Annotated in this window: 12 protein-coding genes; 7 read left to right on the forward strand and 5 right to left on the reverse strand. The window is 73.7% G+C overall.

Features of this window, described 5'->3' with window-relative positions; all coding sequences use genetic code 11:
- Positions 1 to 31: 31 nt before the first annotated feature.
- Positions 32 to 3,400 (reverse strand): TM0106 family RecB-like putative nuclease, encoded by a 3,369-nt coding sequence (locus C1I92_RS08710; RefSeq protein ID WP_111254269.1) that lies wholly within the window; start codon positions 3,398 to 3,400, stop codon positions 32 to 34.
- A 63-nt stretch (positions 3,401 to 3,463) separates the two neighbouring features.
- Positions 3,464 to 4,186 (reverse strand): sulfite exporter TauE/SafE family protein, encoded by a 723-nt coding sequence (locus tag C1I92_RS08715; RefSeq protein ID WP_111254270.1) that lies wholly within the window; start codon positions 4,184 to 4,186, stop codon positions 3,464 to 3,466.
- A 10-nt stretch (positions 4,187 to 4,196) separates the two neighbouring features.
- On the opposite strand from C1I92_RS08715, the gene C1I92_RS08720 reads away from it, so the two are divergent.
- Positions 4,197 to 4,526 (forward strand): nucleotide pyrophosphohydrolase, encoded by a 330-nt coding sequence (locus tag C1I92_RS08720; protein ID WP_233506894.1) that lies wholly within the window; start codon positions 4,197 to 4,199, stop codon positions 4,524 to 4,526.
- Between the two features lie 5 nt (positions 4,527 to 4,531).
- Here C1I92_RS08720 and C1I92_RS08725 read toward each other — a convergent pair whose 3' ends face one another.
- Complete coding sequence (locus C1I92_RS08725) at positions 4,532 to 5,461, reverse strand: DUF4862 family protein (RefSeq protein ID WP_111254271.1); 930 nt, start codon at positions 5,459 to 5,461, stop codon at positions 4,532 to 4,534.
- Between the two features lie 98 nt (positions 5,462 to 5,559).
- Between C1I92_RS08725 and C1I92_RS08730 the strand changes: the two genes are divergently transcribed.
- A complete protein-coding gene (locus tag C1I92_RS08730; RefSeq protein ID WP_111254272.1) occupies positions 5,560 to 6,045 on the forward strand; it encodes a DUF6578 domain-containing protein in 486 nt (161 codons plus the stop codon).
- A gap of 1 nt (position 6,046) precedes the next feature.
- Here the strand turns inward: C1I92_RS08730 and C1I92_RS08735 are convergent, their stop codons facing one another.
- Positions 6,047 to 7,234, reverse strand: a complete 1,188-nt coding sequence (locus C1I92_RS08735) for an MFS transporter (protein WP_199521077.1) — start codon at positions 7,232 to 7,234, stop codon at positions 6,047 to 6,049.
- 232 nt (positions 7,235 to 7,466) lie between these two features.
- On the opposite strand from C1I92_RS08735, the gene C1I92_RS08740 reads away from it, so the two are divergent.
- The 5 genes from C1I92_RS08740 to C1I92_RS08760 all read left to right on the forward strand — a co-directional run bounded on the left by C1I92_RS08740 (position 7,467) and on the right by C1I92_RS08760 (position 12,714).
- Positions 7,467 to 8,216, forward strand: coding sequence for an 8-oxoguanine DNA glycosylase OGG fold protein (locus tag C1I92_RS08740; protein ID WP_111254274.1), 750 nt, complete (start codon positions 7,467 to 7,469; stop codon positions 8,214 to 8,216).
- Between the two features lie 148 nt (positions 8,217 to 8,364).
- Positions 8,365 to 10,182, forward strand: a complete 1,818-nt coding sequence (locus tag C1I92_RS08745; protein ID WP_111254275.1) for a HelD family protein — start codon at positions 8,365 to 8,367, stop codon at positions 10,180 to 10,182.
- Between the two features lie 330 nt (positions 10,183 to 10,512).
- Positions 10,513 to 11,277, forward strand: a complete 765-nt coding sequence (locus C1I92_RS08750; protein ID WP_158564050.1) for a helix-turn-helix transcriptional regulator — start codon at positions 10,513 to 10,515, stop codon at positions 11,275 to 11,277.
- Positions 11,278 to 11,280: 3 nt separating this feature from the next.
- Complete coding sequence (locus C1I92_RS08755) at positions 11,281 to 12,279, forward strand: helix-turn-helix transcriptional regulator (protein ID WP_146605063.1); 999 nt, start codon at positions 11,281 to 11,283, stop codon at positions 12,277 to 12,279.
- Positions 12,280 to 12,291: 12 nt separating this feature from the next.
- The gene (locus C1I92_RS08760; RefSeq protein WP_111254278.1) at positions 12,292 to 12,714 is read left to right on the forward strand and encodes an OsmC family protein; all 423 of its coding nucleotides are present in this window, start codon (positions 12,292 to 12,294) and stop codon (positions 12,712 to 12,714) included.
- A 6-nt stretch (positions 12,715 to 12,720) separates the two neighbouring features.
- Here the strand turns inward: C1I92_RS08760 and C1I92_RS08765 are convergent, their stop codons facing one another.
- On the reverse strand, positions 12,721 to 13,002 hold the full coding sequence (locus C1I92_RS08765; RefSeq protein ID WP_111254279.1) for a DUF2277 domain-containing protein: 282 nt from the start codon (positions 13,000 to 13,002) through the stop codon (positions 12,721 to 12,723).
- Positions 13,003 to 13,206: the final 204 nt, after the last annotated feature.

Consider the following 13,206-nt stretch of genomic DNA (forward strand, 5'->3'; position numbering starts at 1 on the left):
GGATCTAATGTCAATGATGTGTAGCCATGTGTCAACTGTTACTTGCCCGCCGTTGGCCGTACTCGACCAGGCGGCACAGGGTGTTGATGCCCTGGACCTGGTCGAGGCTGCGGACCGGGGCGCTCAGCAGCGCCGGGCTGCCGACCAGCACCGCCAGCGACCGGGCCCGCGAGACGGCGACGTTGAGGCGGTTGCGGTTGGCGACGAAGTCGACGCCGCGGGGGGCGTCGGCCGCGGACGACGTGGTGAGGGAGACGATGACGACGGGGGCCTCCTGGCCCTGGAACTTGTCGACGGTGCCGACGCGGGCCCGGCCGTCGAGCGCGCCGAGCAGCTGGCCGACCTGCGCGTTGTACGGCGCGACGACCAGGATGTCGTCGGGGCCGAGGGGACGCGTCGAGCCGTCGGCGGCCGTCCAGGGGCGCCCGGTCAGCGACGCGACCAGTCCGGCGACCACGGTCACCTCGGCGTCGCTGCGGACGGAGCAGCCGGCGTGCTCGACCGGCACCCAGCGCACCCCGGCGCCGGCCAGCGCGTCGGACCCACCGACGAGCTGCGCCGACAGCCCGGTCCGCGGCACCAGCAGCGAGTCGTAGGACAGCTCGGACACCGGCGCGCACACGTCGGGGTGCATCCGCCAGGTCGTGTCGAGGAACAGGCCGCGCTCCGGCGGGACGGTGTCGTGCTCGCCCAGCACGTGGTCGAGCGCGGACACGCCGGCGCCGTCGGGATGGTTGCCCTTGGCCGGCTGCGGCAGCTGCCGTGGATCGCCGAGCAGGATGACGGAGTCGGCGGCCGCCCCGGCGGCGACCGTGTTGGCCAGCGAGAACTGCCCGGCCTCGTCGACCACCAGCACGTCGACGTGGACGTCGGGGCGGGCGAACAGCCAGCCGGTCCCGGCGACGAGGTTGACGGCGCCGGCCGCGATCGCCGCCTCGACCTCGCCGTTGTCCGTCGTGACGCGGACCGACGGGTGCCGGCTGGCGTTGCCGTCGTCGGCCTTCTGAACCGCCCGCACCAGCCCCGAGCCGTCGGCGGCCAGGACGGCGTCGAGCAGGTGCGTGATGACCCGGTGACTGAGAGCGGTGATGCCGACCGTCCGGCCGGCCCGCAGCAGTTCGACGACGGCGTGCGAGCCGGCGTACGTCTTGCCCGCGCCCGGCGGGCCCTGCACCGGCAGCGCGCCGGCCAGCGACGGCGCGACCCTGCGCAGCGCGTCGGCGCCGGACTCGCCGGCCAGCCGCAGCGGCACCCCGTCGTCCAGCCGCGGGACCGCACCGGACAGCAGGTCGCGCACGCCCCGGAACGGCCCGTCGCCGGCGAAGCCGTGCTCGGCCACCCAGCTGCCGACCCGGACCAGCGCCTGCTCCTGCATCCCGGCCGGGATCGGAGCGGGCGGCAGCAGCGCCACCGGGTGCGGCTGCTCCTTGGCCAGCGCCCGCTTCAGCTCGACGACGCCGTTCTCGAGGTCCAGGCGGACGATCTTGCTGGTGCCGCCGTCGGGACCGGCGTGCCCGCACTGGTCGCCGGGGCGCAGCCGGCTCTCCTGCGCCGGCACCGCGTAGCGCCACACGCCGGACCGGTTCTCGGTGCGCAGCAGTTCCGGCGAGTGCAGCCCGCCGAGCGTCGCCGGGTCGTCGACCAGCTCGTCGACGAGCAGCCGGCGGACCCGGAAGTACTCCCACCACTCGGCCCGGTTCTCCCGCCGGTGCCACTCCAGCAGCCCGGCCAGCAGCGCGTTGGCCCGCTGCCGCGGCGTCCGCGCGGCCGGGTCGGCCGGCACGCCGTCGAGCAGCCGCGCCTCGATCGCGACCAGCTCGGGGTCGCGATCCTTGAGGTGCTCGGCCTGGTCGTCGACGTCGTCGGGGCGCGGTACGGCGTGCCCGGCGGCCAGCGCCTCGGCCCGGCGGTCCTCCAGCCAGTCGCGCAGCTGCCGGGTGCTGACGCAGTCGTCGCGGTTGTAGGACTCGATGTCGTCGAGGATCCGCTGGTCGCGCTCGGCCAGCCAGCGCTCGTACTCGACGATGCTGGCCCCGGCGTCCTTGACCGCGGCGCCGGCCCGGCCGTCCGGCGAGTAGAACCGCTCCAGCGCCTTGATCGAGTACGACTCCGTCCCGATCAGCAGCCCCTGCTTGACGACGGCGTAGAGGTCGACCAGCCGCTCGCCCCGCAGCAGCGCGTCGACCTCGTCGATGCGGGTGCCGTAGCGCTGCGACAGCCGCTTGAGCACGGCCGGCTCGTAGGGCGCGTAGTGGTAGACGTGCATGCCGGGGCGGGCCCGCCAGGCGGCCATGATGTGGTCGACGACGCGCTCGAACGCCAGCCGCTCGGCCGGCGGGTCGTGCGCCCACCAGGACGTGAACCCGTCGCCGGCGTCGGAGATGCCCCACAGGTACTCCAGCCCGTGGTCGCCGAAGAACGGGTCGCCCTCGAGGTCGAGGAACAGGTCGCCCGCGTCGGGCTCGGGCAGCAGCGCCAGGCCGCGGCGGATCTCGACCGGCGTGACCAGCTCGTACGGCGGCAGCGGCTGCGACCGCGCGCCGACCTGCAGCCTGGCCTGGGTGGCCAGCTTGCGCTTCGTGCCGCCGCCGACCCGCGCGACGGCGTCCAGCTCGCCCGGCGTGGCGGCGGCCAGCTGCTCGACGGTGTCGATGCCGGCCGCGTGCAGCGCGTCGCGCTGGTCGCGCCGCAGGAACGGCACCAGCACCAGATCGTCGTCGTCGCGCCACTGCCCGGCGCAGGTCTCCTTCCACGGGCAGATCGCGCAGTGACTCACCCGGATCGGGTACGTCGGCGGCGGCTCGGCCAGCCACTGCCCGTACCGGCGCATCGCGTGCCGTGCGTACGCCGCGACGTCGACGTACGGGACGGCGACCTGCTGCCGGTCGCCCAGGATGACGGTGAGCGTCTGCGGCGGCACGCCCTGCAGCTCCTCCAGCCGCTGGGCGTAGACCGCCATCTGCAGCAGCGCCGCCGCCTTGACGTGCCGCGCCAGCTTCGTGTCGGCGATGTCGTAGGACCAGGGGCCCAGATCCGACGGCCGCGAGTCGTTGCGGATCAGGAAGTCGGCGTACCCGAGCCAGCGGCCGTCGTAGAACGTCGCCTGGAAGATGCGGTCGGCGCCGTCCTTCATGGCCGCGAGCGTGCGGTCCTCGGCGTCGGCCGGGCCGCTGCCACGGGCGATCTCGACGACGCGGTACGCGGCGGCCATCTCGGCCAGGACGGCCGCCTCGTGCTCGTCGCCGCGACGGCGGACGACGTCGGCGCCCGGATCGTCGGCGGCCGGCCGCCGCCGCAGCCCGAGCGCCACCTCGCGGTTGAGCGTGGTGAGGTGGGCGCACTCCAGGTGACCGACCAGGTCGGTCGGGCTGAGCACCAGCCGGCCGTCGGTGACGTACATCGGCGCCCTCCTCTCGTCACGCCCTAGCCTGCCGCATGCCTCCGACAGAATCGGCGCGCGACATCACCCGGCCAGCGCCCGCACGATCAGCGTCACCGCCGACAGCGCGCACACGACCATCACCGCGTACCGCAGCCGGCCGCCGTCGACGAACCTGCGCAGCCCCGACGCCGCGGCGAACCCCACCACCAGCACCGGCGCCAGCCAGAGCGCCGCCGTCGTCTGCTCCATCGTCAGCTCGCCCACGACGGCCAGCGCCAGCAGCGAGAACCCGGCGCCGATCAGGAAGTACATCGCCAGCGTCGCGCGCACCCGCGGCCCCAGCTCGCCCTGGTAGACCAGCGCCAGCGGCGGCCCGCCGATCGACGTCGCCGTGCCGGAGATGCCCGACACCGCACCCGCGCCCACCAGCACGCCGGCGCGCATCGGCAGCCGGACCGTCCGCACGGTCAGCACGACCGCGATCAGGATCACCAGCCCCACGAGCACGCTGAGCAGCCGCGGCGAGCTGACCGAGACGATCCACGCGCCCAGCACCGTCGCCGGGACCCGGCCGAGGAACGCCCAGCGCAGCCCCCACCAGTCCACGTGCGCCCATTCGCGGGCCAGCGAGAACACCGGCAGCAGCATCGACAGCCACAACATCGTGCCGGGCATCAGCTCCGGCGCGAGCAGCGTCGCCACCGGCGCGGCGAGCAGGCCGAGGCCGAGCCCGATCGCGCCCTGGACGGCGGCGCCGAGGAACACGGCGACCGCGAGCACGAGGAGAACGTCAATGGGCGGCATCATGACCATCGTGACCGACACCTCGACCCTGGACGGCCTGCGGGAGCGGCTGACGCGCTTCGTCGCCGACCGTCAGTGGGAGTCCTTCCACACCCCGAAGAACCTCGCGATGGCGCTGGCCGGCGAGGTCGGCGAGCTGCTGGCCGAGTTCCAGTGGCTGACGCCGGAGGAGTCCGCCGCCGTGGTGACGGCGGACCCGGAGGCGGCCGCGCGGATCCGGTCCGAGCTGGCCGACGTCACCACCTACCTCGTCCACCTCGCGATGGCGCTGGACGTCGACCTCGTCGCCAACGCGCACCACAAGCTGGACGAGGTCGAGGTTCGCTACCCGCCGCTCTGACGGCGTCACCCGACGGCGGCGGCGACGATCGCGACGTGCGCCCGCACCAGGTCGCGGCACTCGGCCGGCGTGGCGTTGCTCGGTGAGGTGATCTTGACGCCGACGAACTCCGGCGCGCCGGCCGCGGCCACGCACGCCGTCACCTCGTCGACGGTGAGCAGGCTGGTCGCGGCGTCGGCGGCGACCGGCTCGTCGGACCAGTCGCGGATCGGCAGGTGCAGGTCGGCCCACGCCGGGCCGTCCAGCGTGGCCGCGTCGGAGACGCCGGAGAACACCAGGCCGCCGAGCCGGCCGCGCGCCACCGCTGCGGCGATGTGCTCGCGCGCCCCGTGGGCGTCGCGGGTCTCGATGACCGAGCGGGCCCAGTTCACGACGACGCCGATCCCACGCTCGTCGGCGACGTCCAGCTCGTCGGCCAGCGGCAGGAACCCCTTCGACGGCGGGTAGGTGTCGGTGTGCGCGTCGGAGTGCTCGATCAGCAGCCGCACGCCGTCCCAGTCCCAGGTCAGCGCCTCGTCCAGCGACGACCGGAACGCATCGGCGGACGTGTACGGGTGCCGCGGCGCCGGATGCACCTCGACGGCGGCGAACCGCCCGCCCGGCCCCGCGTTCGCTGCGGCGACGAACTCGTACGCGCGGCGCAGCTGCTCGACCGCCTGCTTGCGGCCGCCGTCGTCGGACGACGCGAGGCCCTGGCCCGGCGACGCGGCCAGCGCCATCATCGTCGCCGGGATCATCGTCAGCACGTGCTGACTCGCCGCGCTCGTCGCGTGCAGGTAGGACGGGTCGCTCCAGGGCGAGCCGTTCTCCAGGAACGGCACCTCCAGCCCGTCGACGGCCGGCACCGCCAGCACGTCGTCGACGAAGGTCCGGAACGGGGTGCCGGGTTCGAGGCCGCGTGGGGCCGCCGCGTACGCACCGACGATGAAGGGCATGCCGATCTCCTCGCTGGCTGGTGGGACCGAGTCGCGCTCAGCGTAGGTCGGGCCAACATGGAACGATGTGCCGGGTCCGCCCCGGGCATGATGGACGCATGACTCTGCCGGTGCTGGTCGAGGAGTGGCAATTCGCCTGCTGCGGCGATCCGTTCGCCGTCGGCGACCTGGTGCACTGGCGGCTCTCGGTGGCCGAGGACGACCACTCGGTGCCCGACGCGCTGGTGACTGTCGACGTCGTGACCGGTGAGCGGGTCGGGAGCGACCACGGCCGCGAGGGCGCGCTGCTCACCGTCCAGGGCGGGCCCTTCGCCGGGGTGACGGCGTTCGGCCCCGCGTTGCCCGTCGGCGGCCCCGTCCCGCTGACCGGGCGATTCGCCCACGACCACCACGGTCTTCTCCCCGATGAGGTCCCGCTCACCTCGGGCCGCATCACCCGGGTCCGCGAGGCCGTGGTGGAATACGTTCAGCACGGCGACGCCCTCGTCCCCGACCCGTCGACGTGGCGGCTCCAGGACGTGCGCGGGTTCGTCGACGGGACCGGCGGCCCGTTGTTCCTCGTCGATCTGCAGCTCGCCGGCTGACTCAGCCGCCGTGCCGCGGCACCCAGCGGCCCATCAGGACGGCGGCGACGAACGCGACGGCGCCGGCGGTCGCGATGGCGGCGCCGAGCGTCGCCATCGCCGTCACGACGCTCACCAGGACCGGCCCGGCGCCGATCCCGAGGTCGGCGAACAGCCGCCACGCCCCCAGGAACGTCGCGCGGCTCACGTCCGGCGAGACGTCCGAGCCGATCGTCATGATGATGCCGCTGCCCAGCCCGTTGCCGAGGCCCATCAGCAGCGCGACCGCCGTGTAGGCGCCGACGCCGCCGGTCAGCGGCAGCAGGACGAGGGAGAGGCCGAGCAGCAGCATCGACGGCACGACGACCCAGCGGCGGCCGAGGCGGTCCATCGCATAGCCGGCCGGATAGAACATCAGCATCTCCATCGCGCCGGACAGGCCGAACAGCAGGCTCACCGTCGCCGGGTCGAGGCCGATGTGCTCGCCCCACAGCGGGATCGCCACCTGCCGCGCGGCCCGGGCGGCCCCGACCAGCAGCGCGCCGACACCCAGCGTGCGCAATACCGGCAGGTGCCGCCGGATGATCCGGGCCGTGCCGTCCGGCCGCCCCGCCCCCGCGGGGACCGCGGCCCGGCCGGCCACCGGTGGCTCCGGCACGACCAGCAGGACGACCACCGCCGCGACCGCGACCACGACGTGCACCCAGTACGCGCCGGCCAGGCCCAGCCGGCTCATCACCGCCGCGCCCAGGAACGGCCCGGCGAACAGCCCGATCCGCTGCGTCCCGCCCAGCGTCGACAGCGCCCGCCCGCGCAGCGCGAACGGGATCGCCTCGGTGACGTACGCGTGCCGGGCCAGCCCGAACACCGACGACGCGATGCCGATCAGCACCACCGCCGCCGCCAGCACCGGCACCGACGGCGCCGCCAGGCAGGCGGCCAGCCCCGCCAGCACGACACCGAGCGCGAGCAGCATCGCCCGCCGCTCGCCCAGCCGGACCGCGAGCAGGCCGGCCGGCAGGTCACCGGCGATCTTGCCGACCCCCAGCAGCGCGACGACCAGGCCCGCGGCCGCGACCGAGCCGCCGAGCTCGCGCGCCGACAGTGGGATCACCGGCGCGATCGCGCCCTGGCCGATGCCGAACAGCAGCGACGGGAGGTACACCGAGGGACCGATCGACCAGATGCCGGTCTGCTGGCGGGGCGTCAACGCCGGTTCTGCACTGCGGCAGCCTCCGTCCTCGGGGCGCCGGCCGGCTCGGCCGGGTCCGTGGCGCTCGTTCTGTCCGGGGTGTGTCGTACCGTCCTCTCGCTCTGGTCGACCTGCTCGGCTTGGGGGTGCGGGCAGGTCGGCCGGAGTCCTGCAGCGGCCGTGGATATTGTAGCCGCCGGGTCCTCGACGCAAGCCGATCCTGTCGGTGCCGCCGCGTAGCGTGAGCGCCATGAGCACGTCGCCGCCCCCGGTGCTGCGCGATCTGCTGGACCGCTACGCCGACGTGCGCGAACCGCCGGCCCGGCTGCGGCCGAGCACCTGGCAGAACGCGCTGATCCGGGTGCCCGAGTCGCTGGCGGCCGGCGTACTACTGACCGGCCGCCGCTTCACCAGCGCCGTCCCCGGGTCGAAGACGCACGACCGCACGGTGAGCCGCGACGGGGTGCGCCGGGCGTGCGCGGCCATGAACGTCGACGACACGAGAGAGGTGCTGCGCACGTTCGTGCTGACGATGGCCTGGGCGTCCGGGCTGACCGGCGGCCGCTACCAGGCCAACACCGCCAAGGCGATCCTCGACCCGGCGCGGGCGTTCCGCGTGCTCAGCGACTCGGCGAAGGCGCTGCGGCACGCCGGCTCACTGCACGACGGCGCGCTGGAGGAGGTGCATCGCTGGTGGTCGCTGCCCGGCGTCGGGCAGTCCTACGCCAGCCGATGGTGGGCGCTGGCCGGCCACGCACCGGGCCGCGACTGGCAGCCGCTCACCCTCGACGAACGGGTGTACGCGACGCTCAACGACACGCTGCGCATCGGCGGCACCGCCCGGCTGGCCGGATCGCGCCGGCGGGCCGACCGCTACCGCGCCTACGTCGAGACGGTCCACCGCTGGGCCGTCGAACTGCAGGTCGCCGGCGTCGATGTCGACGCCGCGCGGATCGAGTTCGTGCTGTTCCACCACAACGGCGGCGCCCCCTTGACATAACTGGAAGGTATCTTTCCGATCGTTCGCCTGACCTGGACGGGGATCTGCGCAATCATGGTCAAATACCGCAACGGCGCGGGAGGTTCCGCGGGGTAGGTCGCAGCTGTCGACGTCGATCCCGGCACACCGTGGTGATGGAGGGACGGACGTGACGACACACCCTGCTCTCGACGACGAGCAGCAGCAGCTCGACCGCTCGTACGCCTTCCTGAGCGACGACGCGCCGGACCTGCCGCCGCTGTTCGGCCGGGTCGACGACGCCGGCGGCTCGCGCTACGTGGGTCGCGCCGACGTCCGCGACGAGGACGGCGACACCGTCGTCGTCGCCTGGCACGCTCCCGAGGCCGGCGCGTTCTACCAGGCCTGCGCCACCGACCCGGGCGGCGTCACGCTCAAGCGGGTCGTCACCGTCAGCGGCCGCCAGGTCATCGCCCTGCACGACGAGATCGCCGGCGGCGCCGCCGGCGACGTCAGCCCGTCCCGCGACCAGCGGCCGGTCGTCGGCAAGGTCGTCGTCGCCGCGCTGGAGCAGTTCCGTACCGGCGCCATCGCCGACGCGACCGCGACCCTGCGGCCCGAGCAGTACGCGATCATCCGCGAGCCCGGGCCCGGCATCCTCGTCATCCAGGGTGGGCCCGGCACTGGCAAGACCATCACCGCTTTGCACCGCGCCGCCTGGCTGGCCGCCAACGACGACGGCGCGCGGGCCGGCGGCCTGCTGGTCGTCGTGCCGAACGCCACGCTGCGCGCCTACGTCGGCGACGTGCTGCCGCGGCTCGGCGCCGCCGCCGTCACCGCCGACGTCGCCTCGCTGTACGAGGGCCCGGCCCAGCTGCGCGGCCGCGACGCCAGGCCGGAGGCGGCCCGGGTCAAGGGCTCGGCCGTCATGGCGATGGTGCTGCGCCGGCTGGTCGAGTCCGCGGACCGGCCCGGCGAGACGCCGGAGGAGCTGCTGCGCGGCCTGTACGGCGACCCGGCGCTGCTGGAGCGGCTCGCCGACGACCTGCTCAAGGCCGGCCAGCGCGACGTGCTGTACCGCGAGCCGGCCGGGTCCGCCGACGACGAGCCGTGGACCGTCGACGACCTCGTGCTGCTGGACGAGCTGGCGCATCTGCTCGGCCGCCCGGCGCGGCGCTACGGGCACGCCGTCGTCGACGAGGCGCAGAACCTGTCGCCGATGCAGGCACGCGCGATCGCCCGGCGCAGCCGCGACGTCACGCTCGCCGGCGACCTCGACTGCTCCACCGGTCCCGGCAAGCACGACGACTGGAGCGAGCTGACCGGCTACTTCGGCTCCGAGTCGCGGGAGGTCACACTCAGCCTCGGCTACCGCGTCCCGCGCCCGGTGGTCGAGCTGTCGCGGCGCCAGCTGGCCGGCGGCGGCGTGCTCGAGGTCGCGGACTCGCTGCGCGACGGGCTGGGCACGCCGCTGGTGCGCCGGGTCGATCCGGGCGACGAGGCGGCCGTCGCGATCTCCGCGGGCGAGGCGGCCGCCGGCACCGGGTTCAAGGTCGGCGTCGTGGTCGCGCCGTCGCGGTACGACGAGACGCTGCGGTACTGCCAGTCGGCCGGCATCAAGGCCGGCGACGGCCGCGAGGGCGACCTCGGCCAGGCGGTCACGCTGCTGCCGGCCGACCTCGTCAACGGGCTGGAGTTCGACGCGGTCGCGCTGGTCGAGCCGGCCGAGATCGGCGACGGGACGGAGCTCGGCCGGCGGCTGCTCTACGTCGCGATGACCCGCTGCACGCAGTCGCTGGCGATCTTCCACGCCACTGCGCTGCCGGCCGGCATGGAGCACCTGGAGCGCCCCGCGGAGCCGCGCGAGCCCGAGGTCGAGCACCGTCCGCGCCCGGCCCGCACCGAGGACCTCGTCGACCTCTTCAAGCTCCTGCGCGACGACGACCGCATGCTCGTCGAGGTGCTGATCCGCCGGCTGCTGCGCGACTCCCTCGAACGCGAGGACTGACTCAGTTTTACTGAATGAAACTATCCACACCTAGTGCCTAACGTATTCCAAGCGTTCTAGGGGTATTTGCCGCAATCTACACTCTGTGATTTCCCCCAAAATGAGAAAGGACCAACTACTCTGGCCTTTTTCATGACCCGGGCATAGCATGATCGTCCGATGTCGCTGTGGAGGGGCGCCATGGCAGGTGGGCGGGACCAACTCGGTCCGTTGGAAAGGGTGACACGTGTGCTCGCCGCGCTGGTCGCGGCCGAGCCGAAGGGCATACCGACGCCGCGATTGTTGAGTATCGCGGCGTTCGGAGGGGGCGAAGAACACCACGTTCGTCAGTTGAAACGGCTGATCGAAGATCTCAACGGCGCGGGCTGGGACATTCGCAACGAAGCGCCGGCCGGGCAGACCGCGGTCTATCGCGTGTTCGCCGGCGACAACCGGCTGCGGCTGGCGCTGACGCCGGAGCAGCAGGCCGAGCTGAGCCGTGCCGCGCTGATCGCCGGCGATACTGCGTTCGCCGAGCGGGCCGGCCTCGAGGGCGACGGCGACGTGCCGCCGGTGCCGGAGCTGCGCACCGTCCCGCCGTCCGGGCACGACGACGCTCTCGACAAGGTCCTCTACGCGCTGGAGCGGCACTGCCGGCTGCGCTTCGTCTATAAGCGCCGGCCGCGGGTCGTGCACCCGCACTTCGTCTATCCGGGCACGGCGGGCTGGCATCTGGTCGGCCACGAGCAGGGCAGCGACAGGACCAAGCAGTTCGTCACCGACCGCATGTCCGACGTGCGGGTCGACCTGCCGCGGACGGCCGACGCGCGGCACGAGCCGTACCGCGACGAGCTGGACCCGCTGGCGTGGACGATCGACGAGGCGGTCGACGTCACGGTCGAGACGACACCCGCGCACCGCAACCAGGTCGAGACGCTGCTGGGCACGCCGTCGTACCACGAGGTCGACGACGACGTGGTCCGGCTGACCATCCGGGTGACGCACCGGGCGGCGTTCCGCAACCGCGTCTACGAGCTCGGCCCGCGCGTCCGCGTGCTGGGGCCCGAGAGCATCCGCAGCGAGCTCCTCCGGGAGCTGGAATCACTTCTGGACTGACCCATGAGCCTTCCTCAACCCGTGTTCCTCCGCCGCTTCGAACGGGTGGCGAACGCGCTCCGCGTCCTCACCATGCATCCCGGCGGTGTCCCGGTCGGCCGGCTCGCGGCCGAGCTCGACGTCGCCGAGCCGACGCTGCGGGAGGAGCTGGTCGCCTACTACTGCGCCGACAGCGGACCGCAGCGGCAGGTCGGCATCGAGTTCCTCGACGCCGGCGGCGAGACCGACGACGTCGACCCGGCCGTGGCCGAGGTCGTGCGCGCGGCGACGGACCTGCCGGCCACCGAGATCGGCGTGCGGCACACGTCGCCGGCCGAGCTCGCCCACATCTACCGGGCCGGTCAGGCGCTGCTGTCGCTGGAGCCGGACAACGACGTGCTCGACGGCGCGCTGCGCACGCTCGGCGACACCATGCTGCCCGGCCTGCGCCCGGTCGACGACCACTGGAAGGCCGAGCTGGCCGGCACCCTCATCGACGCGATCCGGCTGCGGCGCTGGGTGCGCGTCTCCTACACGCCGGTGTGGCGCGACGACCGCATGGAGCATCGCATCGCGCCGTACCGGCTGCTGCGCACGCGGCGCGGCTGGGAGGTCGACGCCGGGATGTCGGCCGACGGCCGCGTCGTCGGCAGCTTCATCCTCACCGGGATCCGCGAGGCGACGATGCTGGACGAGACGTTCCAGCGGCCGTCGGAGGTCGACGACCGGCTGTCGGGCTACCGGTTCGAGCAGCGGGTCGAGCTGGTGGTGCCACAGGACGCGCGCTGGGTCGTCGACCGGTTCGCCGAGAGCTCGGAGCTGCTGGCCGAGGACGCGGAGTCGGTGAAGCTGCGGATCCGGCTGCTGCCGCCGGTCGACCGCCGGCTCGGCGTGCTGCTGCTGACCGCCGGGCCGCTGGCGTTCGTCACCGATCCGCCGGCCCTCGCCGACGCGGGGCGAACGCTCGCCCGCGAGCTGCTGCACCACCACGGGGCCAGCGCAGATCCACCGCCATCCGCGTGACAGGGTGAAGGCATGGCTGAGAACGCACGACGCACGGTCTCCTTGCGGCGGGTCGGCGAACGCCGCTACGTCGCCACGAACGCCCGCGGCGGCGAGCTGCCGTTCGGGCAGGGCGACGACGGCGACTTCACCCCCGTCGAGCTGCTGCTGACCGCGATCGCCGGGTGTTCCGCCATCGACATCGACCTCATCACATCCCGCCGCGCCGAGCCCGAGTCGTTCGAGATGGTGACCACCGCGAACAAGATCCGCGACGAGCAGGGCAACCGGCTGGAGGACATCGAGGTGTCGATCCGGGTCCGGTTCCCCGCCGGGGACGACGGCGACGCGGCGCGCGCGGTGCTGCCCGACGCCGCCAAGAAGTCACACGACCGCCTGTGCACGGTGAGCCGGACCGTCGAGATCGGCACGCCGATCGCGATGAGCCTGGACTGACCTGCGTCAGCGCGGCGCGCCGGCCGCGATCCGGGCCTCGTAGCGAGCCCTCGCCTTGGCCGCCTCGATCTCACGGTCACGCGCCGGGGCGTTGGTGACCAGCGCGTCGAGCAGATGCCGGGTGGAGTGTGCGATCTCCTCGACGGCGCGGTCGAACGCCTCGCGGTTGGCCTGCGACGGGTTGCGCGTGCCAGCGAGCTTGCGCACGTACTGCAGCGCGGCGTCGTAGACCTCGTCGTTGGTGGCGGGCGGGGCCAGGTTGTTGAGTGGTCTGATGTTGCGGCACATACCCCGAGCCTAATTCGCGACGGCGCCCGGGTCAGCCCGCGGCCAGCTCGCGTTCCAGCGGCGTCCGGAAGCTCGGGATGATCGTCGCGCCTCCGAGCCGTGGTTCCAGCGCGGCGGCGGCCCGCTCGACGGCGGTCGCGGCCTCGGCGCCGGCGTCCTCGAGCAGCCGCCACCGGATCGTCCCGTCGCCCATCCCCCAGCCGC

The sequence above is a fragment of the Jiangella anatolica genome (assembly GCF_003236295.1).
Taxonomy (GTDB): Bacteria; Actinomycetota; Actinomycetes; order Jiangellales; family Jiangellaceae; genus Jiangella; species Jiangella anatolica.